Origin of the sequence: Lysinibacillus sp. NPDC097231, from assembly GCF_044761885.1 — a bacterium.
Classification (GTDB): domain Bacteria; phylum Bacillota; class Bacilli; order Bacillales_A; family Planococcaceae; genus Lysinibacillus.
Window position 1 is genome coordinate 1 of record NZ_JBIWDH010000035.1, and the last position, 24,467, is coordinate 24,467.

The following is a 24,467-nucleotide window of genomic DNA, read 5'->3' on the forward strand; positions in this document are numbered from 1 at the left end:
CGTTCGTCCTGAGCCAGGATCAAACTCTCCATAAAAGAAATTTGATTAGCTCAAATTGTTTTGCTGGCATCTTTATGATGTCCAAAATTTGTTTTATTCACTAACTCAAGGTTAGCTACTAAAAACTTTATTGATTACGTTTTGCTTGTTCAGTTTTCAAGGTTCATATCATTATCTTGTAGTGACAACTCTTATATCATACAACGCAAAAGCTTGTGTGTCAATAAGATTTCAAAAGTTTTTTTGGAGCGGGTGATGAGAATCGAACTCACGACATCAGCTTGGAAGGCTGAGGTTTTACCATTAAACTACACCCGCAATATATTTTATAAAAAATGGCGCGCCCGGCAGGAGTCGAACCCACAACCTTCTGATCCGTAGTCAGACGCTCTATCCAATTGAGCTACGGGCGCATATATTTAGTGAATTGGTTTGGTGCGGCCGAGAGGACTTGAACCTCCACGGGGTTGCCCCCACTAGGCCCTCAACCTAGCGCGTCTGCCGTTCCGCCACGACCGCATTCAATTAGTAACTTTTTTATTATACTATAATAATCATAAAAGTCAACTTTCTTTCTTAAAGAGATGAGCCATGAAGGACTCGAACCTTCGACCCTCTGATTAAAAGTCAGATGCTCTACCAACTGAGCTAATGGCTCGATTTAAGAATTGAATGGCTGGGGTACTAGGATTCGAACCTAGGCATGACGGAATCAAAATCCGTTGCCTTACCGCTTGGCTATACCCCAATAAGTGGCGGTCCCGACCGGGATCGAACCGGCGATCTCCTGCGTGACAGGCAGGCATGTTAACCGCTACACCACGGGACCAACGTTGCTATATTTTCATAAATAAAATCAATGAAATGACCCCTACGGGATTCGAACCCGTGTTACCGCCGTGAAAGGGCGGTGTCTTAACCACTTGACCAAGGGGCCATGGCTCCGAAGGCAGGACTCGAACCTGCGACAACCTGATTAACAGTCAGGTGCTACTACCAACTGAGCTACTTCGGAATAATCCATATATTTCGTCGTCGTTATCTTGTCGACTTTTACTATTATAGGGACATCTCCAACAAACGTCAAGCCCTTTTATTAAGTTTTTTTATTCTATTAGTTTCAAACGTCCTAAACACTTGCTACAGCAGTATTTCTCCACATTCATTCTAATTTTTCTTACATATAATTGTTGGCATTTCACACATGTATATGTATAAAGACTGCGCTGTTTTTTTTGAGAAGCTTTAGGTGCTTGTAATACTGAGCAAAAACGAGGTGCATTCACTTTTATTAATAACTCTCGAAAATCTTTGTCTCTATGCTGATACCCCTTACCTTCCATATGTAAATGATAATGGCATAATTCGTGTCGAACTATTCCCTCTACTTCTCTAATTCCATACAATTCATAAGCTTTTGGATTAATTTCAATATTATGCGATTGTAAAAGATAACGTCCACCCGTTGAACGTAACCTTGAATTGAAATATGCTTGATGCATAAATGGCTTCTGGAAACTTTCTAACGATATTCTACTAACAAGCTTTTGTAGTTCCTCGTTGTTCATATCAAAATCACCTCGTACAACAAGAATACCACACTGCCTAGTATAGACAGTGTGGTATTAATTTATCCCACTTTAACGGACAGTAATTTATTGAAAACGAAGCGACCAGATATAAGACTCCCACCTTAAAATTTGGCACAAGAGAAAAACTGCCCGTAAAAGCGCGATTGGTAAAGACTAATAATCAGTGGGGGATGAAGAAAATCCCACTGATTAAAGTTTCACTTTATTACACTTCGATAGTTTGATCTTTAGGAGGAAGCATTGTTAATGAAATGCGCCCTTTATTGACATCTATTTGTTCTACCCAAACCGTCACAATGTCACCGAGTGCTACAACCTCTAATGGATGCTTAATACGTCTTTTTTGTAATTTTGAAATATGCACAAGCCCATCCTGCTTCACCCCAATATCAACAAATGCTCCGAAATCAACTACATTTCTCACCGTACCTTGCAATTCCATTCCAACTTGTAAATCTTCCATTTTTAATACATCTGTTTTCAACAAAGGCTGAGGGAATGCATCACGTGGATCTCGGCTTGGTTTCATTAATGTATCTACAATATCTTGAATCGTGATAACCCCAATATCTAAAATCCCGCTTAAATTTTGTACGTTTAGAGATGCAATAGCTTCCTCTGCCTTTTGCGTCCCAAGCTCTGCTTTCTCAATATGTGCTACCTCTAAAATCCGCTCTGCTATATTGTAACTTTCTGGGTGAATACCAGTCGCATCAAATGAATTTTTTGCTTCTGGGATTCGTAAGAAACCAATTGCTTGTTCATACGTTTTGGCACCAAGGCGTGGTATCTTCTTTAGTTGTGCACGGGTAGAAAATTGCCCGTTATCTTCTCGCACCTTCACAATATTCTCGGCAACTGTTTTCGATAATCCTGAAACATATTGCAGTAGTGAAGCTGAGGCTGTATTAACATCTACACCAACTTGGTTAACAGCTGTTTCAACTATAAACGTTAAGGACTCAGTCAATTTTTTTTGAGAAACATCATGCTGATATTGACCTACTCCTACTGCTTTTGGTTCAATTTTTACTAACTCTGACAACGGATCTTGTAAGCGTCGTGCAATAGAAACAGCACTACGTTGCTCTACTTGTAAATCTGGAAACTCTGCACGTGCAATATCAGATGCTGAGTAAACAGATGCCCCTGCCTCATTGACAATTACATAGGCTACATCTGTCTCAACCTCATTTAATACATCTGCAATAAATTGTTCTGTTTCGCGCGAGGCAGTACCATTACCTATAGCAATTATAGAAATCGGATATTTTGCTAAAATCTGTTTCACAACAGCTTTTGATTTTGCTACATCTGGCTTTGGAGGGTGTGGATAAATGGCTGTAACCTCTAACATTTTCCCTGTTTCATCTACAACCGCTAGCTTACAGCCGGTGCGGTATGCAGGATCGACACCCAACACAAACTTCCCTTTCATTGGAGGCTGTAGTAAGAGATTGCGTAAATTCTCCGAGAAGATGTGGATAGCCTGCGCCTCTGCCTTTTCTGTCAGCTCATTTCGTAACTCTCTTTCAATAGAAGGCTGGATTAGACGCTTGTACGAATCCTCAATTGCTAGCTTCACTTCAGCAATAGCTGGAGAGGAACCAGTAGCAGGAATCCATTCCTTCCACATAATCATTAATACTCGATCTACTGGTACATGAATAGAAACCTTTAAGATTTCTTCTTTTTCACCACGATTTACAGCTAAAATACGATGTGGGACAATTCGATTGACCGGCTCTTCGTATTCATAATACATTTCGAAGACGTTTTTTTCGTCTGTCTCTGCATTTTTTACACTTGTTACTAGTACTCCATCTTTCCATGAATACGTACGAATTTTCTCACGGATTGCTGCATCATCAGCAAAGCGCTCTGCTAAAATATCACGTGCTCCAGCGAGTGCATCCTCTACATCGGTAACTTTCTCCCCATCTACGAAATCCACCGCTAATTGTTCTAGTGCAACACTACGATATTCTAATAGAAGATTCGCGAGAGGCTCAAGCCCTTTTTCTTTCGCTATCGTCGCCTTGGTTCTACGTTTTTGTTTATAAGGTCGATATAAATCCTCTACACGCTGTAAAACAGTTGCTGCTCGAATAGCTTGTTCTAATTCAGGAGTTAGTTTATCTTGTTCTTGAATTAATCGAATAACCTCTTCTTTGCGTTGCTCAAGCTGCTGTATGTAGTGATAACGATCCTCTACGGCTTTAATCTGCACCTCATCAAGGGAACCAGTAGCTTCTTTTCGATATCGTGCGATGAACGGCACGGTGTTTCCTTCTTCTAATAATTTAATAACTGCCTCGGCTTGGCCTGGCTTAATAGCTACATCCTTTGCAATGAGCTGTAACATCTGCTTTTGTTCCACATCATCACTACCTTTTTTCTTTTCATTTTACCATTACACTTTACTAAAAATGCAAAAAAATAGTCTACTCTGAAAGAAGAGTACACCATTTCAATCAAAATAAGAGACGTTTATTACTTTTCGATAGCTTATAGCAATAAACGCCTCAATCTAAAATTTTAGAACGAAACACTACCGCTTGCTAGGATAACTTCCTGTAATTTCTTTATTGCTTTCCTTTGTATTCTGGATACATGCATTTGAGAAATCCCCAATCGTTCTCCAACTTCTTTTTGACTAAGTTGCTCTAAATATGTAAGCTTAATTATTTGTTTTTCTCGGTCATTTAAAACTTCCATCGCATCAGATACGATCATTCTTTGGTTGGTCATTTCAAAACCGTCATCATTTTTTCCAATAATATCAAATAACGTTACTGTACTACCGTCAGAATCCGACTCTATTGAATGATTCATAGAAAGAGCCTGATAACTACGGCTCATCTCCATAGCCTCTAGAACTTCTTCCTCTTCAACTTCTATTTGATCTGCAATTTCTTTAATAGAAGGAGAGCGTTGCAATTCTATAGTTAGCGCTTCAACAGTTGTTTTAATTCGCGGTCCTAACTCTTTTATCCGCCTTGGTACGTGAACATCCCATGTTTTATCTCGTAAAAAGCGCTTGATCTCTCCAACAATAGTTGGCACAGCAAATGCTTCAAAGCTTCGACCAACATTAGAATCAAAACGTCTGATTGCACCTAGTAAACCCAACATCCCAACTTGAACAATATCATCATAATTAGATTTACCATTCGAATATTTACGTGCAATGGACTCAACTAAATATTGATAATGAATCACTAATTTTGTTTGTGCTTCATCATCCTCCGTTGACTGGTACAATGCAATCCATCTTAGTACTTCTTCCTTGGATGAAGATTTATGTAGTGATTCTTTCGACATTTTTTTTCACCTGCTCTCTAGTGACATACTTTGTCATGAAAACAGTTACGCCACCATCGTTATTTATCATCACCTCATCCATCAAAGTTTCCATTAAATAAAGTCCTAAACCACCTTCGCGTAGTCCCGCAATACTCTCGCCAGCATGATACGGACCAATTTTTGACCTAACCTCTTCAAAATTGAAACTATTGCCGTAATCTGCAACCATCATTTCTATTTTATTGTCATACAGGGCACAACCAATGACGATTTCTCCTTCTTCCTCATCCTTGTATGCATGATGCACAACATTCGTTATCGCTTCACTTGCTGCGATTTTTAAGTCTTCAATATCGTCATAATTAAACCCAATCCGGCTAGCTAATCCAGAAACAGTTAAACGAATAACACTGACAAATTGCGGTTTTGCAGGAACCCTTATCTCAATATAATCAAATTCCTTCATCTTCGTAATTCCACCTTTATATCAGTTTCAATATCCATTATTTCGCTTAAACCAGTAATTTCAAATAATCTTTGTAATCTATTCGATAAACCAACAAGCTTTACTTTTCCATTTTCTCTTAATGCTCTTTTATAAAAAGCTACAAAAATTCCTAATCCTGTACTATCCATATAATTAACCTTTGATAAATTAAGCTCTATCTCTAATCCTTCAGTAATTTTCACAGCCTCTAATTCTTCTCTTAAGCCAGAAGCAGTAAAGGTATCTATTTCACCCTCGACAAAACCATATAATTTATTATTGATTTCTTTGAAATGTATTGTTACGTCCATACAGCACACCTCCACCATATTTGTTAGACTATTCTTCCTTTCCCGTAATTGCCAAAACTTAAACCTTTCATCTATTTTTTAATAATTACAACTGTAAAATCATCTGATAGTTTAAAATCCTGTATTTTCTCAATTTGCTTATAAAGAAGATTACATAATTGTTGCGCAGATAAATGCTTATTCTCGGATATTAATGATGTGATGACCTCTCGTGAATTTAATTCATCCCTCGATCTAAATTCTGTAACACCATCCGTCATAATTATGATGATGTCATTTTCTTCTAAAGAGATTTCCTTATACGAATACTTTATTTCAGGCATCACCCCAAGTAATAGTCCTTTCGCTTCTAAAGGAAAAAATGTATCATGTTTAGCACTATAATACAGCGCTGGCTCATGACCTGCAGAAGCAAAGGAAAAAATACTCTTTTGAATATCTAAGCAACCATAAAACATGGAAACAAACATACTGTCGTCCACACCTTTTTCAATTACTCGGTTGATGACCTCTAATACATATGAAGGATCTTTATAAGCGTATTCTAATGTTTCAAGGCCATATTTCACCATGGACATACATAATGCTGCTGGAACCCCTTTACCTACCACGTCTGTCACAGCTACACTCAAATAATCCTCTCGGTCATATAAAAAATGTACATAATCTCCATTCATCTTGCGGATTGGAATCGATATCATTCCTATATCGATGCTAGAAAGTTTTGGTACAACTGTTTTAAGTATTGTTTTTTGAATGTTTGTAGCGATTTTCATCTCCATTTCATACTCGGCTTGTTTTTGAAGCAAACTTTGATGCTCTCTATGCGCCATGCCATAATGCACCATTACTTCGATTAGAAAATCATATGCAGGTTGTTCCTCAATCATCCTATTTGGAAAAATTTTCTCGACTGCATTTTTATGAATACTTACAACATCCTCTGGCGAAATATTCTTTTGGATTAACTGACGAGTGAAGTTTTGAGCAATATACAAATTCTTTTCAGTTTGATCAGCCATATAATCCGATAAAATCTTCTTATATTGAGATTCTAATTGTTTCAATATTTCCACATCCTAATTCAGCCATTTTTCAGCTCTTATCGTTGTACCTTCTCCGATAACCGATTGAATGGTCATACTATCCATCAATCTGTTTACGCCTGGTAACCCTGCTCCAAGTCCTCCTGAAGTAGAGTAACCATCCTCCGTCACTTTTCGAACATCTTTTATTCCAGGGCCTTGATCAGTTGCAATTATGACAATTTTCTTTTCAGTGTCCGTCTCAACTCTTTCAATCTCAATGACGCCTATACTTGCATATAAATATATATTTCGAGCCAATTCACTAATAGCTGTGGTAATTCTAGCCTGATCAACAATGCCAAATCCAAGTGCCTTTGCTACATTGCGCCCCAGTTGTCTTGCTGTCACTATATCCCATTCAGTAATAATTTCAACCGAAGACTTAAATGTCACTGTTGTCCCCCCAATTTCTTTCGGAGTCATACTCTTACACTTTTATTCGACCCGATTGACTATCATTTATACCTTTATTTAATTTAATATTCTATGTATATTTTCTTAAACCTCTCAATAAACTTTTTAAAAATCTATTCCCAATATAAATCTTGTGTTTATCCTGTACCCCCTATTGATTCGGGACAATAGGATGTTGGTCATAATAGTATTTTCAAGGTTTTAGCTTGTATTCCTTTATCTATTTTTGGGATGATGGGCACCCCACCAATTGATACTTATCTTAAGTGTATTAATACCATTTTTGCAATGCAAATTCAATTTTATGGTAATGTAGTGTTAAGGCAATACAAAAAGCATCGAGATGAAAACTCATCCCGATGCCTCTATACACATATGTATATCAAAATTTTACAAGTCCTAAACTAATCATCAGTGCACCATCAACTTTCTCCATCACAGCATGATCAAGTTGCGTAATACGATCTGTCAATCTTGACTTATCAATCGTTCGCACTTGCTCTAGCAGAATAACCGAATCACGTTCAAAACCATACTTTTCAGCATTGATTTCAACGTGCGTCGGTAACTTTGCTTTTTGAATCTGTGCAGTAATAGCTGCGATGATGACAGTCGGACTAAATCGATTGCCAATATCATTTTGAATTATCAGCACTGGTCTAGTTCCCCCTTGCTCGGATCCAACTACCGGCGATAAATCTGCAAAAAAAACGTCACCACGTTTTACATTCAAAGTGTCATCCCCCGCTAACGAGACGCTCCACCGTATGTTGTGCTTCATATTCTGCATGCAAGCATTCACTCGCAATCATCAGGTTAATATGAGACATTTCAACATATCCTTTCATCATAGCTTCCCGTATTTGATTTGGTTGCTCCTGCATTAAAATTTTGCGCGGCAAAATGCGCACAAAAGATTCACCTTCAATTACTTCCTTTGTTTGTAGAAATAGTCTGTCTTGAACAACAATTGTAGCTTCTCTTAACTTTTTCTCGTACACAGCAAGCACCTCCAACGGGACCTTCCATTTTTCATTACTACCCATTCTACCATTGAAAGATATTGTTGAAAAGACATGAAATGACAAAATATCTGACAATTAAAAGTACAGATTGTAAAAATATGTTGGTTGTCGAAGGTATATGACGATTCATTCACCTTACTATGTAAATTGCTTAGTTTCATTTCTTGGTCAATTAAGATGGTTTATTCACCAGAATCTATAGTTTGCTTTAGTATTAAACATTAGGCTAACTATACAATTTCACTTCAGCATTGTGTAGAAGTAACTTCCTCTTAAGCTAAAGTCAAACGTATATTCTAGGAACTCTTGCTGTAATAATACATGGTACTTCATAATTAATGGTTTCAAGCTTTGCTGCCCATTCATTCATTGAAATAACATCCTGACCTTGACCACCAATGAGTGTTACTTTCTCACCTATAGCATATGCTTTTGGCAAGGCAACCATACATTGGTCCATACAAATTCGTCCAACTATCGGCATTCTTTTTCCATCAATCAACACTTCTTGTCCACCTAATTTACGAATTACCCCATCAGCATAACCTATAGGGATTGTCCCTATCCACATATCTGTAGGGGCCACAAATGTAGCTCCATAGCCAACCGAATCACCCGTTTGTAATTTCTTCACATGCACAAGCTCACTCTCAAGTGAAAATGCTGGCTGTAATGAGAAAGGTAAAATACCTTCCACATAAGACGATGGTGATAATCCATACATTGAAATACCATATCTAATGGCGTCATATTGCAATCGGGCATCCTTTACTAAGGAGGTAGCCGTATTGGAAGCATGGACTAGTCTTGGCTTTTCAGGTAATGCAGATACACATTGCTCAAAGAAGTAAACCTGTTTATCGAAATACGATGTATCCTCCTCATCTGCTGTTGCAAAGTGTGTGAAGATACCATCAAGCTCTACATTATCTGCAGTTTGGATTGTTTGGTATAGATCCAATAGTTCTTGTTCAGAACGAACGCCTATCCTACCCATTCCACTATCTACTTTTATATGTAGTCGTAAAGGATTTGCTTCATTAGCTATGAACGGAATAGCTTGCTGTACCCATTCACTAGCGAAAGCAGTAAGAATAATACGCTGTTGAGCTGCATAGGGTACAAACGACAGTGGCGAGGCACCCAATATTAGTATGTCTGGTTCTTCAAAGTTTGCTCGAATATGTAATGCTTCGTCGGGCGTTGCTACGGCTAGTATTGTTGCGCCAGCCTCAAGCGCCGCTTTTGCAACCGCTAGATCTCCATGTCCGTATGCATTTGCCTTTACTACAGCAATGATTTGAACTTTGGGTCGTAATAGCTTTTTCAAGTTTTTTATGTTTTGTTGAATTGCTTTTAAGTCTACAATTGCTTTAGTTGGTCTAAAATGCTGCTGTGTCTTCATTAGAATACCCTCTTTATTTTTTATTAAAACATTATGTATTGCCAAAACTGCTTTTAACCATTCTAGTACACAAGTTGTTCTCATTTAGACTATGTTCTGAGTAACCTCTATAATAGAATATACAACTTAACACTTTCTAAACAGTGTTAAATTACTTCCTCAACTAGGAGGAACCTACCATTTTTTTTATAAGCCACAGCTTTCTAAATAACAGAAAGCTGTAGCTAAAAAGATTACTTCATACTACTTATCGTCATAGAAGTGGCAACTTCTATCATTTCTTCACGAGATAATTTACTTGAAGCTACAAAGAATTCGACGCCATCTTTTTCCCAGCTAATAGATGTATCTGTAATAGCGCCAATTGTAAAGCCTAAGTCTACTGGATCACCAGGTGATGATACTGGTAACATAGACGTCTCTTTGGTAACCGGTTGTTGCATTACTGTAAATGCTTTATCACCTTGGAATGTTAAGATGACACGGTTAACTCCACCTTCTTGAATGACTTTTTCATCTGCCATCTTCGTATTCTCCCAATTTACAACAGGGTAATGTGTTTGGAATTCTTTATTTTCAATCTCTGCACCTAAAGCTTCTTTACCATCTTTTTGTTCTTTACCGTCTTTACCATCTTTTTCTGTAGGAGCAGCTTGTTCACCTTTTGTTTCATCTGTTTCCGTAAATTGCTCAACCGCATACTCTTTGGCTGAGTGCTGGACACCTAATTTTATATTTTTAAAAGTAATACGGATTTGTTCTTCCTTCACATCATTCATAATTACTACGGAAGTTGGGAGCAAAGTTTTCTTATCTACTGTAATAACTTGATGAGGCATACTATTTTTATAGCTATTTCTAGTAGCCGCTTCAAATATATATGCTTTACCTTCTTCTTTCATGACTAAATTTTTATCTTGAGCTAAATCTTCTGCTAGCGCACCGATTAAATATGCTTGACTATTTTTCTTAGGCCAATCACTTTGGAACTTATACATCTTGTTTAATGTAGGTGTAACAACAAAAACTCCATCTGCATTCCGTACTATCATTTGTGAAACGTCTTTCCCACTCTCTACTACTTCCACTCGATAGAAATCAGGTTTCGTATGCCAAACTGTAACATCATATTTTCTTGGCTCTCCACCAGATTTAATCTCCATCGCAGCGTTCAACTCATAACCATTTGTCTCTGCCCATTTACCATTAACTTTCTTCAACACTTTTTCCTGTGAGGCTGTACCACATGCCGACAGAAGTAATATCGTACAAAGTAAGACGAGCCATTTAACTATACGGTTGCCCACGCTTCCACCCTTTCTTCTTTCAAATCCACTACGACAATATATGAACCGTATTTGTCAGTTATGTCATTTGAAGAAAAGGCAATATATTTTCTTTACTGGGCAGATTATGTAATGAAAGTATAGCGGCTTTATAATATAGCGCAAAGCGTCTTATCATTGCTTACAATAGTAATATTACTTGTGCAGCCGCGTATTGCTTAGAATGTGTAATACTAACAAACCCATTTACAAGTTCTCCTTTGAAATATAAAACAGGATTACCAGCTTCCCCTCTTAAAATTTCAATATCATGAAGCTTACATTCTTCACCGATCCCTGTTCCAAATGCCTTAGAAAATGCTTCTTTGGCAGCAAATCTCCCAGCCAAAAATTCTATTCTACGAGTTTCTGAATGTGCTTCAAACAAAACTCTTTCCTTTTCAGATAAAATGCGGTCTTTAAATTTTTTTGTCCTCATCATTGCTTTTGCAATTCGGTCGATTTCTACAATGTCGAGACCAATTCCTTTAATCATTCGAACTTCTCCTTTTCCTATTTCCAAAAAGCCATGTATAATAATTGTAAATTGAGGTGGAGCCATGTTTAGTAGAACAGAAAATTTTAAGCAATATACAAAGTATTACCCTATCGTTTCAACGTTAATAGCGATTAATTTAATTCTTTATGTACTGACCCTTTTACCTGGAATAGGAACACTTGTATTGAATTACGGAGTCCATGCGAACTTCCTTATAGAAAATGGTGAATTTTGGCGTGTTTTTTCTTCAATGTTTTTACACGCTAACTTCATGCATGTGTTTTTTAATATGTTTTCCCTGTATTTATTCGGACCAGAGCTTGAGAAAATTGCTGGGAAGGCACGTTTTATTACGATTTATTTATTTTCGGGTATTGTAGGAAACATGGCAACCTATCTTCTTAATGATAGTAGTTATGTGAGTCTTGGTGCAAGTGGGGCGATTTTTGGAATTTTTGGTGCTTTTGGGGCACTTGTATATTATACTCGCCGCACAATGCCTATGTTGCGTAAACTCATATTGCCAATCATCGTTATCAGTGTCGTTATGACTTTTCTACAGTCAAATGTGAATATCTATGCTCATTTAGGTGGGTTAGTGGCAGGGTTCCTGCTGGGTCTAGTGTATTTACACCCAAAAAGAATTTTAAGCTGGCGTAAACAAAAGATGGCAGGTAAGTAGAAGCTACAAAGAGAAGCAGCCTAACGATGATAAATTATCACTGTCGACTGCTCCTCTTTTTAGCATACCTCTTCTTCAATTTTTACCATCATTAACTGACAGTAATTTATCTGTACCAAAGCGAAGCGTCAGGTACAGAACTCCCACCTCAAAATTCAGTGAAAGCAAGAAGATAGGTGGGAGATCAACTGCCAGTAATAGCATGAAAGGTTGAAGGAAAAACCCACTGATTAAGTTTCACTTTATTTCATAGAGCAATCATATTCTCTTTCGCATTCTTTATTTTTTTCCATTCAGCTGCAGTTAAGCCATAGACAACCTGGTCTACGTGATGATCATAAAGCCACTCTGCATCTCTTAAGCGTCCTTCTTCATTAAAGCCAAGTACTTTAGGGATTGTGCGGCTCCGAATATTTCCTACCGCTACACGTACTTCAATGCGATTTAATTTTAGATAACTAAAAGCATAATCAATAAATGCTTTCATAGAATTTGTGACTAACCCCTTGCCAACAAATTCGTTTCCTAACCAATATCCAACGCTTGTCCATTTATGCTGCCAATTCACTTGGTGATAGCCAATCACACCAGCAAGCTTCCCCTCATAATATATCCCCGCTTGTATGCCATTATTATTAGCATACTGTTGCATTGCATTTCGTACAAAACGCTCCGTATCCTCTACTGTTTTCACATCATCTACAAAGGGTAACCACTCTCGTAAAGTCTCCCTTGAACGATCAGTCAAAGCAAATAATTCATCTACATCACTTAAATCTAGCAATTTCAAATACGCATTCTCATTAATAATATATTTAAACAAATTACCACCCCTTTTGTTTAGTTTATTCTATTATAAACAGCATTTTTCTATATTTATAGATAAAAAAAGCTAACCCTTACTATTAATTGTAAGGATTAGCCAACTGTTCTAATTTAATGTTCATACCAGGATAATATTGTTTCAGTATCTTGCTGCTCTAAACTCGGTACATTCCCTGTCATACCAGTCATTCCTGACATTACTGTCGCTTTTACAGACATAACATTTTTTCTTTTTTGAAAATACGTTTGTGTACTTTCAATAGATTGTATACGTTTTTTCTCCATAAAAAATGTTATGCGACTGAAAACTCTATATTGCATAGTTAGTTGCTTTCCATCAATCATATAACCAGCTGTTTTATGTTGCCAAATACCAAGTATTATCGTGATTGGTATTAACAGCAACGAAAGTAGTCCATATGGATAAAAGAAATAACCACACGCAACAATTATAGGTGTAAGCCAAACAAAATCTATTCGATAAAAAAACGGACGAGCTCGTTTTGGTGATCGGATAAATTCTGGGTGCCAGTTCATATCTGGAAAAAGCTGTTTTAACGTGTGCTGACATTCCTGCTTGTGAATAAGTGGAAACAAGGTGATTTTTTTATCTTTCCCCTCTTCACCGTTTCCTCCTGCACTCTCAACAATAACAGTTGCAAAGCCAAATAATTGACGCACTGGATTCTCTACAATTCGAATCGCTTGTATTCGATTTAAAGGCAATGTAATTCGTTTTTTCTCAAGCAGCCCCTTTGTAATAATGAGCTTTTCATCCTCAATGCGGACTGTATATTGATAATAATTGATAAGTGTGATTACTACTGACACAACCCACGCTACAATGAGGATAAGCATTACTGTAAGTGCAACTAAAAATGCACCTACTTTTACAAAGTCAGCTAGCTCATGGAATAGCGCTTCATACGGGATTATATCTGAAAACTGAGAGGCGATTGCTGCAAGCCCGGACAGCACGACCCCAATACCACCTGAAGTTGTTGCCAGTAAAAGTAAATCGCGCATTGACATATGGTAAAGCGTCGGCATTAATACTTCCTCTGCTAGTGGAAGTGAGTGCTCATCATTAGCCTGTTCAATTACTTGATTTTTTGCACGACGCATTTCTAGCTCTATAGCATCTGCTGCTGCCTTACGTATTGCTGTTAACTCAACCTCAGGTTTTCTATCCTTCCCCCCCGCAGTTTCAACCTGAACCTTTACTAAACCAAATAAGCGATGAAAAATACCCTCATTGTAATTTAAGCTTTGTATTCGTTCAAACGGGATGTAACGCTTCTTTTTAACGAACAAACCGTACTTTACACGTAGTTCACCATCTTCAAACCAATATACAAAGGTACGCCATTTAACAATACCACTAACAAGTGCAAGTAACGTCGCTACTCCCCATCCACCAAATAAGAAAATCGTCCGCCAAAAATTATCACTATGGAAATTTAACGAAAAATTAAAACCATTCGTTACAGCAATAATCGCCAAAGGCAAAATCATACTTTTTAATGCTTTGGCACTTGTAATAATAGCAGATACTGGATGTAAACGATTAATTTCCTTAGACATCATCTTCCGCCACCCTTGCTAATTCCGATATACGAGCACGAAGTCCATCAGCCTCGTCCATCACAAGTGCAGGAATTGTATGTACCGTTGCTGCTGTAGATATTGAAATATTACCTAAACCATATTTTTTTAATATCGGCCCTTGTGTCGTATCAACATGCTGCACGCGCACCATCGGTATAAGCGTTCGTTTAACAACAAATAAACCATGTTGCACTTCTATTTCATTCTCACGTACCTCATAGCGCCAGCGTTCCCATCTTATTTTTGGAAATAAATAGGCAGATAAGATAGCACTAAGTATAACTACAGCAACTGCAATGATGTAAATAAATGGTGGCCATTCAAAATAATATGTGCAGTAGCATACTACAGCAGCTATGATCAATAGTAATAAAGTTTGTAATAAACCATATAAACGCCACACTGTTAACCCTTTTCGAGAAATTTTATGAATTGGTTCTACTCTCAAAGTCGTTCCCTCTCTTTCCATACCTTCGTATACGTAATCAGTAATCGTTTTGTTTCAATATATACGAAAAAAACCTTACAGTCACTTTGACTGTAAGGTTTAATCATTTTGATGAAGAAAAATTTAATCTTCGTGACGACGAGGAGCGCGAGAACGACCTTGTCCACCTTCACGACGACCTCCGTCACGGCGTCCGCCATCTCGACGATTTCCACTTCCTCCATTTCCTCCACGACGATCTCCGCCACGTCCGCCATCTCGACGTCCGCTAAAGTTACGGTTACCGCCACGTCCACGATCTCCACCACGACTGTTAGAACGCTCACGACGCATTGGTAATGGTCGCTCTTCAGTAATTGTTACTGGCGAGTCATCTGGCTCTTTTGTTAAAGCACGAAGTGCAGCAGCTACCACATCGATTGCCTCATGGTTTTCAAGTAATTCTGTCGCAAGTGTACGATAATCACCTAAATCGTTGTTCGCAATAAGACCTTCTAGTGTCTCCACAGATAGGCGTTGTTGTCCCACTAAAGCTTCGTCCGATGTTGGTGGTCGAAGTGGTGTCATACGTTTTTTCGTTGTTTCTTCTACAATACGTAAGTAGCCCATTTCACGAGGTGTGACAAACGTTACTGCAAGACCTGATTTACCTGCACGGCCTGTACGACCAATACGGTGAACATAAGACTCAGGATCTTGAGGAATATCGAAATTATAAACATGTGTTACACCAGAAATATCAAGCCCACGAGCAGCTACATCTGTTGCCACAAGAATATCAATTTTATTTTCTTTAAATTGACGTAATACGGAAATACGTTTCGCTTGGCTTAAATCACCGTGAATCCCTTCTGCTAGGTAACCACGGATTGATAACGCTTGTGCTAGCTCATCCACGCGACGTTTTGTACGTCCGAAGATAATCGCAAGTTCTGGTTGGTGAACGTTTAATAAACGAGATAAAATGTCGAATTTTTCACGCTCAGCAGATTTCACAAAATATTGATCGATGTTATCAACTGTTAATTCTTTAGCCTTAATTTTTACGATTTCTGGATCACGCATAAATGTCTCAGCAATTTTACGGATTGCTGGTGGCATTGTTGCTGAGAACAATAATGTTTGACGCTCAGAAGGCACGTTTTCTAAGATTGAATTAATATCATCGATAAAGCCCATATTTAACATTTCATCAGCTTCATCAAGTACCAATGTTTGAACATCTTCTAATTTCAAAGTACGACGATTAATATGGTCAATGATACGACCAGGTGTACCTACGATAATTTGAGGTTTATTTTTCAGCGCACGGATTTGACGGCCGATTTCTTGACCACCGTAAACTGATAACAATTTTACACGTTTATCATATCCAATTTTATATAGCTCTTCTGAAACTTGAATCGCTAATTCACGAGTTGGTGCAATTACTAATGCTTGGATATTTGGATTTTTTGGGTCGATTTTTTCGATAAGTGGAATCCCAAAAGCGGCAGTTTTACCAGTACCTGTTTGCGCTTGACCTAATACATCACGGCCTTCAATGGCAAAACGAATAGTACCTTCTTGGATTGGTGTTGCTTCTTCAAATCCCATACGCTTTACAGAACGTAATGTAGATTCGCTAATATTTAATTCTGAAAAATTTGTCAAACTTCTCAATCTCCTTTTTTTCCTTTTAAGTTGACAAATGGTTACATTTTCAGATGAAGTTGTCGGCAAATTCGAGCCTGTGTTGTGGAACGTTTCCGTTACTTAAAAATTTTCTCTATATGATGGTCACATAGAGCTCTCTTATATGAAAAGGAAAGCCCGGTCTTTACCGAGCGGTTCGATTCTGTCGTAATTATTCACTATAGAATAAAACCGTTGTGTTCAAAAAAAAGTACTCTTCAACCAAATATGAAGAGTCTTCGCACAAAATGTATCCATTGCTTACACTAGTCTAACATGGGATTAAACCGTATGCAACGATAACGCATGAGTCGTAATAATCTGACTACTTTACGAACTCTTTAAAAATGACATGACTGGAAAAAACCACTCAGAACAATTCTTGTCATAACATATATGATGCTTACCATTATCAGAAAAATACAAAGTTTTCTCATTTGAAGTTAATTCATCGTATAGAAATTGAGCCGTATGATACGGTACTATACCGTCTAATTTCCCTTGTACAATAAAAACTGGAGTATTAATATTTTTATAATATGGCTCCACGATTCGAACAAGCTTCATAAATTCTATTGTTGACGATAGTGGTACATTGTTAAACTTATGACGGTATCGTAAAAACAGCTCATTATTAGAGAGATTACGATGGTATGCCTCAGTAGCAAGCATTTTAAAGTCTTTGACCAATTGCTTAGGACTCACATATTTGGCAGCTGCACTAAGTAATACAAGCTTCTTCACTTTATAACGCTTGGCTAAATATAGCGCTATAATGCCACCCATCGAAAACCCAACGACTATTACTTCATCTACCTTTTTGGCAAGAGCACGAAAAGCAAGCTCGGCATCCATTAACCAATGCTTAGCGGTGAAGCCTCGCATATGTAATTCCTCCCCGTGGCCTGACAAAGTAGGCTCTTCAATTAGCCAACTAGTATGCATACGTAAATAAGTTGTAAAAGGTTCTATTTCATAGGGCCCGCCTGAAAATCCATGTATACATAACACACCTACCGACATTACTTTCACCTCTAAATGTGTAACTCATTTGACTTTAGTCATTTTAATGAAGAAGTCGGTGAGAGAGCATCCCACCGATTCCTTGTTTCTCTTTATGACGTAAAAGAAGTTAAAATAGTTTCTAATTTCATACCACGAGAGCCTTTTAATAAAACAATGGACCTGTCATTAGCTTGCTGTAGTTTTTCGATAATTGGCGTATAATCGTCTTCAACATATAGCAACCGATCCGTATCAAAACGCAGTTTCAATACCTCATTTAAATAAGCCATGCGAGGGCCAAATAAGCATACATAAGCAATTTCTTCTGCATGAATAGCATCCGCTAACTCTTCATGGAAGTTCTTTTCATTCGGTCCAAGTTCAAGCATGTCACCTAAGACAAGCCATTTCTCTGGGCGAATCGTTGACGACGCTATAAATTGAATAGCTGCCTTTACAGAGGTTGGTGCGGCATTATATGCATCATTAATAAACAACGCACCATTTGTTCCCTGTACTTGTTGCATACGCATATCAGTAAGGACCACTTGTTTTAAGGATGCACGAATTTGATCATTGTTTAAACCTAGCTTCTGAGAAATTAACATGGCTACTAGTGTATTTTTTACCTGATGCTTGCCAAGAACCGAAATAAAGAAGTCTCCCTCAATCGCACCATGAGTTGTGAAGCTACTACCATCTGTAGTTGCTTCAATATTGTCAGCATACAAAAGGTTGCCACGCTCTAAGCCAAATGCTACTGCATTTAACTGTTTCTCTTTTGTAACTAGCTCCTGAAGCAATGGTTCATCTCCGTCATAGAATAACACTCCATCTGCTTGCATTCCTTGAATAATTTCAAATTTTGCCTTTGCAATTCCCGCACGCGAGCCTAAGTCTTGCATATGAGCCTCACCAATATTAGTAATGACTGTCATATGCGGACGAGCCAAATTCGTTAAAAATTCTATTTCTCCAAAACCACTCATACCCATTTCAAGCACAGCAACATCGGTATCTTCATCTAGCTGTAAAACCGTAATTGGTAACCCTAGCTGATTATTAAAATTCCCAATTGTTTTTTGTACTTTAAAAAATGGTGCAAGTGTGCCTGCCAAAATATCTTTTGTTGATGTCTTACCATTCGAACCAGTAATTCCAATAAATTTCGCTTTATGCTCACAGCGGTAGGCACGTGCCATTTGCTGTAGCGCTAGTTCTGGATCATCTACAAAGAGTAATGGAACACCTTGTGGTGGATTTGGCTCATCTTTCTGCCAAAGCGAAGCGCCGGCCCCTTTTTCAAAAGCCTGCAGTACAAATTTATGTCCATTTGCCTTGTCACCACGAAATGGGACGAATAGGTCCCCTTGTTGAATTGTTCTTGTATCAATTGAAATTCCAGATATAACTGTGTCACCAAAAGCCGGTACTTCATCATTTAACCATGCAGCTAACTGCTTTAATGTTTTTTTCACAATAATCCCACTCAGTCTTTTTTATAGTGAAGCTGTTGTTTTTCTTCAAAACGCTCAATAGCAAGCACAATCAAGCGATCGATAAGTTCTGGATAGCTTACATTTGTATGTTGCCATAGAAGCGGATACATACTTACAGGTGTAAAGCCTGGCATTGTATTCACTTCATTGATATATATGTTATTTTCGGCTGTCACAAAAAAGTCTGCACGAACTAAACCACTTCCATCTATAGCTTTAAACGCACGCTTTGCTAGCTCCTGTAAGCTTGTTACAGTATCAGTTGGAAGCTCTGCTGGAATAATAAGAGCTGTTGAGCCATCTTTATATTTAGAATCATAATCATAAAACTCAGTAACTGGTTTTATTTCACCAGGTACAGAAACTTCAGGGTAGTCGTTTCCTAGCACCGCTAGTTCAACTTCACGAGCCACAATACCTTGCTCCACTACAATTTTACGGTCATACTGCAAAGCTATGTCGATAGCCTTCACTAGTTCATCACGATTTGTTGCTTTGCTAATCCCTACACTGGAACCTAGGTTTGCTGGTTTTACAAACATCGGCCAATTCAAATTCTCTTCACAACGAGCTAGGATAGCTTGCTGTTCGTTCGTCCACTCGCTACGAATGAAGTACGTATACGGCACTTGTGGTAAGCCGGCAATTTCAAATAATTGCTTCATGATTACTTTATCCATGCCAGCTGATGAAGCTAACACACCATTTCCTACATACGGCAAATTAAGAACCTCAAGTAAACCTTGCACAGTTCCATCTTCCCCATTCGTACCATGAAGTAATGGGAAGATCACATCGAATTGCACAGCGTTCCCATTTTTATCGATTAAGAAATCTGTAATATTATTTTCTAAAACAGTGACATCATCACCATATTGTAATTCTTCAATTGTACTTGCAGGTTTTTCTAGACGCTCACCTCGGCGCCATTCCCCTTCAAGTGTAATGAAAATCGGATATACTTCATACTCCTCGAAATTCAAAGCTCCAGTGACAGCACGTGCTGTCGACAATGACACCTCATGCTCTGCTGACTTTCCTCCGTATAATAAACCGATTCTTTTTTTCATTTTTGTGCCCTCCACATACTTCTTGAGTATTATTAGTTTATCATGAAACGTCTTGACAAATGACATAAAAATCTCACCGTGTTTTGACGGTGAGATTTGATAATGTATATTCATTCTACGTTTAAATTGAATATATGGTTAAATAATAAAAATCAATTCATCGTGCTCATTTTTCAAGATTGTATTTAAATCATCCCACACTTCATCGGGGAAAGAATATTCCGATAGATTGCGAACTTCGATACCATAGGCTACTTTAGGCTTTTCAATTCGATACAAGGACAGTAGTGCCCCATCTTTAGCAAAAGAACGATAAGAACGCAAAAATTCAGGTGAGATAGACGGAATGCTTGCTTTTACTTTCCTGCGCCAAAAACCTGTGCTACGTTCCTTTTCGCGAATTAAACTATTTAAAACATTGGCAACAAGTAAATCCGAATCACTTAAATGGCGGAAATAAACTTTAGTCATTTTCTCTAAGTCTGAAGAATAGTAGACAAATCGATTTTGCAATTTATTAAAAAATGGTGAGGTAATAGCTTCTTTTTTATGACTTATGTAAAGCAATTCTCCCTGTTCCATCGGTGTTAGTTGATCTAGCCTCTTTTCATCCATAAAGTCTACCCAACACAATTCTTTAGATTCAGCAGCTTTTTTTGCAAAAAGAGGTACTTCCTCATCTGGTATATAATCAAACTGTGTATGCATATTAAAAGAACCGTCTTCATATGAATGTTTCAACAACAGTAAGTGATGTAGTGGTTCAAATGCAGCCACAAATTGTGAGAATTTAAGCCCACTAAAAATAACAAACTTATCGACATCATTCATATGAACATAAATATGATACATAAAATCTTCAGCTGACTTCAATTTTTTAGCCACAACCATCACCCCGTTCTTCCCTACATTATAAGACTAATTACGATTTTTTTGAAACATTTTATGTTAAATATCGTCATAACAATATTCACAGGCGTAAAAGTATTTTTTGCGTTATAATATGAATGTTATATATGCGATTACGTATGTGTTTTAACTACTCTAAATGAGCTAAGTTCCTTGAATAAATTCCATTAGGTAGCTTATTACCTAATTGTAGATAAAACGGAATTGATTTGAATAACAAATTCACTCATGAAGAGATACTATTTTAATATAGGTGGCTTGTATGGAAAATAAACGAAATTTCGCGAATCGTTTTGACTGGACGCTCGCTTTTATACTTTTAACCTTCCTAGTCGTAAGTTTGTTAGCCATTGCGTCGGCACAAACATCTGGTCAATATGGCACTAACTTTGTTCCCAAACAATTGCAATGGTACGTCATTGGCGCAGTTATTATTGGGATAGTTATGTTTTTTGAACCTGACCAATATAAAAAAATGTCTTGGTATATGTACGGTGCAGGAATCGCTTTATTAGTACTGCTTATCTTTATGCCAGAAGGAACAGGACAAATCGGTGAAAAAATTAATGGTGCAAAGAGCTGGTATCATACACCTCTCGGAAATATTCAACCCTCTGAGTTTATGAAAACCTTTTACATTTTAGCCCTTGCTCGGCTTATTAGTAAGCACCACGAAGTTTATTCTTTTAAATCAATAAAAACAGACTTCATATTGCTAGGTAAAATCGCCGCTACGCTGTTAATACCTTTAGCTTTAATTATGAAGCAGCCTGACCTTGGTTCAGCATTAGTGTTCTTCGCCATTACGGCTGCTATTATCATTGTAGCAGGTGTATCATGGAAAATTATTTTACCAACTTTTTTAGGTGGCGCTATAGTAGGTGGTTCTCTATTATGGATGGCACTCTATATGCAAAGTTTTTTAGAGAAAACATTCGGCTTTAAACCATATCAATTTGCTCGAATCTATTCTTGGTTAGATCCGTATTCATATTCTTCTAATGATGGATACCATTTAATTACTTCCTTAAATGCGATTGGTTCAGGTGAGATTTTCGGTAAAGGTTTCCGAGGCCGTGAAGTTTACGTTGCCGAAAACCATACCGATTTTATTTTTACAGTTATCGGAGAAGAATGGGGTTTTATTGGCGCTAGTATCGTTATTTGTCTTTTCTTCTTATTAATCTATCATTTAACAAAAACTACACTATTATTAAAAGATCCGTTCTCAACATATGTATGTGCGGGTATTATTGCCATGATTACGTTCCACGTATTTGAAAATATTGGTATGACTATTCAGTTATTACCTATCACAGGTATTCCTCTACCTTTTATCAGTTATGGAGGAAGTTCACTGATGGGGAACGCCCTAGCCATCGGTCTTGTTTTCAGTATGCGTTTCCACTATCGTACTTACATGTTTACAACGCATGATGATGATGATTAATGAATTACTTTGGAGTAAACGTATAGATATAGAAAATGGGTAGTCTCAATACTGAGACTACCCATTTTCTTTTGTAAACGAGTTAAGCTTGAACTTGCGGAGTTTGCGTTGGTGGTGTGAGCACTTTTAAAAGTTCAAGTCGAGACTTTGTTACAGTAGCTGTTACACCCAACTTAGATAAATTCGAAACAATCTTTTTCAAATCTACTTCTTTTGTCATACATTCCACCTCAATCTTTCCTCGAATTTATATAACGTTTAATTTCCAAAAAAGTTTCATTTTTCTATGTGTATGATGTCTGACGAGCTTTTGCTTTTCATTTCCTATCATACCATTTAACTGGTCTTTAAATTTTTTCATTTTTGTTACAATGTAAATTTTTCTTTACTTCACTATTTACCACCAATTATTAAGAAATTAAACCTAAATAATTTTAATACAAGCTTCATTAGATAAGTCATTTTACAAACCATTAAAGATAAGCTTTAGTGTCCATACAATTCAGTATTAACCGTTTTGATTTTTTTATACAACTAAAATGTACTATTATATAATGTGCTAAATATATTGAAATCACTTTTGGCGTATCAACCAGTGATTTACCATCCGTTTCTTGTAATAGCAAGAATAAGAGAGGTAGAATATACATACTGAAATATCATATGAAAGCAGGGAACTGTATGAAAAAGGCAATTTTATTATTAATGACTGTTCAATTCCTCGTCTACCTGGGGTTTGGGATTATTATTCCTGTCTTACCAGAGGTTATTGTTCAGCAGGGCTGGGATAATATACACGTTGGCGGCTTACTGACAGTGTATTCACTCGCAAGTTTCTTCACTGCACCACTTTGGGGCATGCTGTCTGATAAGGTAGGACGTAAACAACTTATTTTAATGGGCCTAGTTGGTTTTAGCCTAAGCTTTGTTATTTTCTCATTATTTATAGATAATTTAGTGATTTTATATACCTCACGTGTTGTGGGTGGTTTGTTTTCAGGCGCACTGTATACAGCTGTAACAGGCTTCATTGGTGATATTTCTAATGAAGAGGATCGCAATAAATATATGGGTCTAATGGGCATGTCCATCGGGCTCGGTTTTATTTTTGGTCCAGCAATTGGTGGTATGCTGGGTCATTATAGCTTACAATTACCATTTGTAACTTCTGCAATATTAATTGCACTATTATTTATTTATGCGAGTTTCGTCTTAAAAGAACCTAAAAAACGAAAAGATACAACTAAACGTGCAATAGTGCCAAAAGGTGCTGGCAAAATGTTGCAATATCGTGTGCGTTATTTATTTATGTTCTCATTTTTAGTTACGTTCATGCTGGCAGGAGTAGAAGCTACTTTCCAGCTTTTCCAAATTGAACGAATTCAGATTACACCACTACAAATCGGTTATTTATTTATGTTTAGCGGCTTTGTTGATGCAGCTATTCAAGGCGGCGTTGTTAGACGCATTAAAAATGGAAGCGAAACAACTTGGTTAATAGGTGCACAAATTGTGACAGCTATAGGTATGCTTTTATTCACTTTAACAGCTAATCTATTTATGGCAGGTCTTGCCCTATGTGTCTTTACAGCCGGTAATGCTCTTGCAAGAACGTGTGTCGTATCACTTTCAACTAAAGAGTCAGGTGGGCAATACGGAACGGCTGCTGGCCTTTCCTATTCCATGGATAATTTAGGGCGTATTCTCGGTCCGTTATTCTTCACTTGGTTATTTACAGTTCATACTAGTCTTGGTTATTATACGTCAGCAGCAATAGCCGTCGTATCAATTACTCTCATTTTCATTTTTAAAGCATCAAATAAATCTTTACGGCTTGAATAATTT

24 protein-coding genes and 8 tRNA genes are annotated in these 24,467 nt (G+C 37.4%); 3 read left to right on the forward strand and 29 right to left on the reverse strand.

The features are described 5' to 3' along the window. Positions 1 to 244 precede the first annotated feature (244 nt). From ACIQXF_RS18135 to acpS, 20 genes are all read right to left on the reverse strand, one after another. Positions 245 to 318 (reverse strand) — tRNA-Gly (locus tag ACIQXF_RS18135). An 18-nt stretch (positions 319 to 336) separates the two neighbouring features. Then, positions 337 to 413, reverse strand: a tRNA-Arg gene (locus ACIQXF_RS18140). Between the two features lie 20 nt (positions 414 to 433). After that, positions 434 to 519, reverse strand: a tRNA-Leu gene (locus ACIQXF_RS18145). 66 nt (positions 520 to 585) lie between these two features. Beyond that, positions 586 to 658: transfer RNA gene (locus ACIQXF_RS18150), tRNA-Lys, on the reverse strand. A 15-nt stretch (positions 659 to 673) separates the two neighbouring features. Beyond that, positions 674 to 748 (reverse strand) — tRNA-Gln (locus ACIQXF_RS18155). A 5-nt stretch (positions 749 to 753) separates the two neighbouring features. After that, a tRNA-Asp gene (locus tag ACIQXF_RS18160) sits at positions 754 to 829 on the reverse strand. Positions 830 to 865: 36 nt separating this feature from the next. After that, positions 866 to 937 (reverse strand) — tRNA-Glu (locus ACIQXF_RS18165). Position 938: 1 nt separating this feature from the next. Then, positions 939 to 1,015: transfer RNA gene (locus ACIQXF_RS18170), tRNA-Asn, on the reverse strand. 91 nt (positions 1,016 to 1,106) lie between these two features. Beyond that, entirely contained in the window at positions 1,107 to 1,568 is a 462-nt protein-coding gene (locus ACIQXF_RS18175) for a SprT family protein (protein ID WP_402785594.1), read from the reverse strand. A gap of 229 nt (positions 1,569 to 1,797) precedes the next feature. Then, positions 1,798 to 3,972: a Tex family protein gene (locus tag ACIQXF_RS18180; protein WP_402785597.1), complete on the reverse strand. Its 2,175-nt coding sequence runs from the start codon at positions 3,970 to 3,972 to the stop codon at positions 1,798 to 1,800. Positions 3,973 to 4,130: 158 nt separating this feature from the next. Beyond that, positions 4,131 to 4,916: an RNA polymerase sigma factor SigB gene (sigB, locus tag ACIQXF_RS18185; protein WP_402785600.1), complete on the reverse strand. Its 786-nt coding sequence runs from the start codon at positions 4,914 to 4,916 to the stop codon at positions 4,131 to 4,133. Continuing rightward, a complete protein-coding gene (gene rsbW, locus ACIQXF_RS18190; protein ID WP_402785603.1) occupies positions 4,894 to 5,364 on the reverse strand; it encodes an anti-sigma B factor RsbW in 471 nt (156 codons plus the stop codon). The genes sigB and rsbW overlap by 23 nt, the downstream gene beginning before the upstream one ends. Continuing rightward, positions 5,361 to 5,696: an STAS domain-containing protein gene (locus ACIQXF_RS18195; RefSeq protein WP_402785605.1), complete on the reverse strand. Its 336-nt coding sequence runs from the start codon at positions 5,694 to 5,696 to the stop codon at positions 5,361 to 5,363. Before ACIQXF_RS18195 ends, rsbW begins: the two co-directional genes overlap by 4 nt. Positions 5,697 to 5,767: 71 nt before the next feature. Continuing rightward, positions 5,768 to 6,763: a PP2C family protein-serine/threonine phosphatase gene (locus ACIQXF_RS18200; protein ID WP_402785608.1), complete on the reverse strand. Its 996-nt coding sequence runs from the start codon at positions 6,761 to 6,763 to the stop codon at positions 5,768 to 5,770. Between the two features lie 12 nt (positions 6,764 to 6,775). Next, complete coding sequence (locus ACIQXF_RS18205; RefSeq protein WP_402785733.1) at positions 6,776 to 7,177, reverse strand: anti-sigma regulatory factor; 402 nt, start codon at positions 7,175 to 7,177, stop codon at positions 6,776 to 6,778. Between the two features lie 403 nt (positions 7,178 to 7,580). Then, the gene (locus tag ACIQXF_RS18210) at positions 7,581 to 7,931 is read right to left on the reverse strand and encodes a type II toxin-antitoxin system PemK/MazF family toxin (RefSeq protein ID WP_008177055.1); all 351 of its coding nucleotides are present in this window, start codon (positions 7,929 to 7,931) and stop codon (positions 7,581 to 7,583) included. Between the two features lie 4 nt (positions 7,932 to 7,935). Then, the gene (locus ACIQXF_RS18215) at positions 7,936 to 8,199 is read right to left on the reverse strand and encodes a hypothetical protein (protein ID WP_402785611.1); all 264 of its coding nucleotides are present in this window, start codon (positions 8,197 to 8,199) and stop codon (positions 7,936 to 7,938) included. A 307-nt stretch (positions 8,200 to 8,506) separates the two neighbouring features. Next, positions 8,507 to 9,628, reverse strand: coding sequence for an alanine racemase (gene alr, locus ACIQXF_RS18220; protein ID WP_402785613.1), 1,122 nt, complete (start codon positions 9,626 to 9,628; stop codon positions 8,507 to 8,509). A 233-nt stretch (positions 9,629 to 9,861) separates the two neighbouring features. Further along, on the reverse strand, positions 9,862 to 10,935 hold the full coding sequence (locus ACIQXF_RS18225) for a LolA family protein (RefSeq protein ID WP_402785616.1): 1,074 nt from the start codon (positions 10,933 to 10,935) through the stop codon (positions 9,862 to 9,864). 160 nt (positions 10,936 to 11,095) lie between these two features. Continuing rightward, on the reverse strand, positions 11,096 to 11,449 hold the full coding sequence (acpS, locus tag ACIQXF_RS18230; protein WP_402785619.1) for a holo-ACP synthase: 354 nt from the start codon (positions 11,447 to 11,449) through the stop codon (positions 11,096 to 11,098). A 64-nt stretch (positions 11,450 to 11,513) separates the two neighbouring features. Here acpS and ACIQXF_RS18235 point away from each other — a divergent pair, with 64 nt between their 5' ends. Further along, positions 11,514 to 12,134, forward strand: a complete 621-nt coding sequence (locus tag ACIQXF_RS18235) for a rhomboid family intramembrane serine protease (RefSeq protein ID WP_402785622.1) — start codon at positions 11,514 to 11,516, stop codon at positions 12,132 to 12,134. Positions 12,135 to 12,381: 247 nt separating this feature from the next. Here the strand turns inward: ACIQXF_RS18235 and ACIQXF_RS18240 are convergent, their stop codons facing one another. The 8 genes from ACIQXF_RS18240 to ACIQXF_RS18275 form a co-directional block, all read right to left on the reverse strand. Then, positions 12,382 to 12,957 (reverse strand): GNAT family N-acetyltransferase, encoded by a 576-nt coding sequence (locus tag ACIQXF_RS18240; RefSeq protein ID WP_402785625.1) that lies wholly within the window; start codon positions 12,955 to 12,957, stop codon positions 12,382 to 12,384. Between the two features lie 113 nt (positions 12,958 to 13,070). Further along, positions 13,071 to 14,543, reverse strand: a complete 1,473-nt coding sequence (locus ACIQXF_RS18245; protein WP_402785736.1) for a PH domain-containing protein — start codon at positions 14,541 to 14,543, stop codon at positions 13,071 to 13,073. Then, on the reverse strand, positions 14,536 to 15,015 hold the full coding sequence (locus ACIQXF_RS18250) for a PH domain-containing protein (protein ID WP_402785628.1): 480 nt from the start codon (positions 15,013 to 15,015) through the stop codon (positions 14,536 to 14,538). The genes ACIQXF_RS18245 and ACIQXF_RS18250 overlap by 8 nt, the downstream gene beginning before the upstream one ends. A 123-nt stretch (positions 15,016 to 15,138) precedes the next feature. Continuing rightward, the gene (gene cshA / locus ACIQXF_RS18255; RefSeq protein WP_402785631.1) at positions 15,139 to 16,668 is read right to left on the reverse strand and encodes a degradosome RNA helicase CshA; all 1,530 of its coding nucleotides are present in this window, start codon (positions 16,666 to 16,668) and stop codon (positions 15,139 to 15,141) included. Between the two features lie 351 nt (positions 16,669 to 17,019). Continuing rightward, positions 17,020 to 17,712, reverse strand: a complete 693-nt coding sequence (locus ACIQXF_RS18260; protein ID WP_402785634.1) for an alpha/beta hydrolase — start codon at positions 17,710 to 17,712, stop codon at positions 17,020 to 17,022. 92 nt (positions 17,713 to 17,804) lie between these two features. Further along, a complete protein-coding gene (locus ACIQXF_RS18265; protein WP_402785637.1) occupies positions 17,805 to 19,172 on the reverse strand; it encodes a UDP-N-acetylmuramoyl-tripeptide--D-alanyl-D-alanine ligase in 1,368 nt (455 codons plus the stop codon). An 11-nt stretch (positions 19,173 to 19,183) separates the two neighbouring features. After that, complete coding sequence (locus tag ACIQXF_RS18270; RefSeq protein WP_402785640.1) at positions 19,184 to 20,263, reverse strand: D-alanine--D-alanine ligase; 1,080 nt, start codon at positions 20,261 to 20,263, stop codon at positions 19,184 to 19,186. 138 nt (positions 20,264 to 20,401) lie between these two features. Beyond that, positions 20,402 to 21,154 (reverse strand): hypothetical protein, encoded by a 753-nt coding sequence (locus tag ACIQXF_RS18275; protein ID WP_402785643.1) that lies wholly within the window; start codon positions 21,152 to 21,154, stop codon positions 20,402 to 20,404. A gap of 280 nt (positions 21,155 to 21,434) precedes the next feature. On the opposite strand from ACIQXF_RS18275, the gene ACIQXF_RS18280 reads away from it, so the two are divergent. Beyond that, positions 21,435 to 22,622: an FtsW/RodA/SpoVE family cell cycle protein gene (locus ACIQXF_RS18280; protein ID WP_402785646.1), complete on the forward strand. Its 1,188-nt coding sequence runs from the start codon at positions 21,435 to 21,437 to the stop codon at positions 22,620 to 22,622. 82 nt (positions 22,623 to 22,704) lie between these two features. Here ACIQXF_RS18280 and ACIQXF_RS18285 read toward each other — a convergent pair whose 3' ends face one another. After that, entirely contained in the window at positions 22,705 to 22,842 is a 138-nt protein-coding gene (locus tag ACIQXF_RS18285) for an Lmo0850 family protein (protein ID WP_004232019.1), read from the reverse strand. 461 nt (positions 22,843 to 23,303) lie between these two features. Between ACIQXF_RS18285 and ACIQXF_RS18290 the strand changes: the two genes are divergently transcribed. Beyond that, the gene (locus tag ACIQXF_RS18290) at positions 23,304 to 24,464 is read left to right on the forward strand and encodes an MFS transporter (protein WP_402785649.1); all 1,161 of its coding nucleotides are present in this window, start codon (positions 23,304 to 23,306) and stop codon (positions 24,462 to 24,464) included. The last annotated feature ends 3 nt before the right edge of the window (positions 24,465 to 24,467 follow it).

Bases quoted from the DNA above. Each gene is read 5' to 3' on its own strand.
- ACIQXF_RS18175 (WP_402785594.1), bottom strand. From the start codon at position 1,568: ATGAACAACGAGGAACTACAAAAGCTTGTTAGTAGAATATCGTTAGAA.
- ACIQXF_RS18235 (WP_402785622.1), top strand. From the start codon at position 11,514: ATGTTTAGTAGAACAGAAAATTTTAAGCAATATACAAAGTATTACCCT.
- ACIQXF_RS18270 (WP_402785640.1), bottom strand. From the start codon at position 20,263: ATGAAAAAAAGAATCGGTTTATTATACGGAGGAAAGTCAGCAGAGCAT.
- acpS (WP_402785619.1), bottom strand. From the start codon at position 11,449: ATGATTAAAGGAATTGGTCTCGACATTGTAGAAATCGACCGAATTGCA.
- ACIQXF_RS18275 (WP_402785643.1), bottom strand. From the start codon at position 21,154: ATGGTTGTGGCTAAAAAATTGAAGTCAGCTGAAGATTTTATGTATCAT.
- ACIQXF_RS18245 (WP_402785736.1), bottom strand. From the start codon at position 14,543: ATGTCTAAGGAAATTAATCGTTTACATCCAGTATCTGCTATTATTACA.
- sigB (WP_402785600.1), bottom strand. From the start codon at position 4,916: ATGTCGAAAGAATCACTACATAAATCTTCATCCAAGGAAGAAGTACTA.
- alr (WP_402785613.1), bottom strand. From the start codon at position 9,628: ATGAAGACACAGCAGCATTTTAGACCAACTAAAGCAATTGTAGACTTA.
- rsbW (WP_402785603.1), bottom strand. From the start codon at position 5,364: ATGAAGGAATTTGATTATATTGAGATAAGGGTTCCTGCAAAACCGCAA.
- ACIQXF_RS18290 (WP_402785649.1), top strand. From the start codon at position 23,304: ATGAAAAAGGCAATTTTATTATTAATGACTGTTCAATTCCTCGTCTAC.
- ACIQXF_RS18285 (WP_004232019.1), bottom strand. From the start codon at position 22,842: ATGACAAAAGAAGTAGATTTGAAAAAGATTGTTTCGAATTTATCTAAG.
- ACIQXF_RS18195 (WP_402785605.1), bottom strand. From the start codon at position 5,696: ATGGACGTAACAATACATTTCAAAGAAATCAATAATAAATTATATGGT.
- ACIQXF_RS18280 (WP_402785646.1), top strand. From the start codon at position 21,435: ATGGAAAATAAACGAAATTTCGCGAATCGTTTTGACTGGACGCTCGCT.
- ACIQXF_RS18260 (WP_402785634.1), bottom strand. From the start codon at position 17,712: ATGTCGGTAGGTGTGTTATGTATACATGGATTTTCAGGCGGGCCCTAT.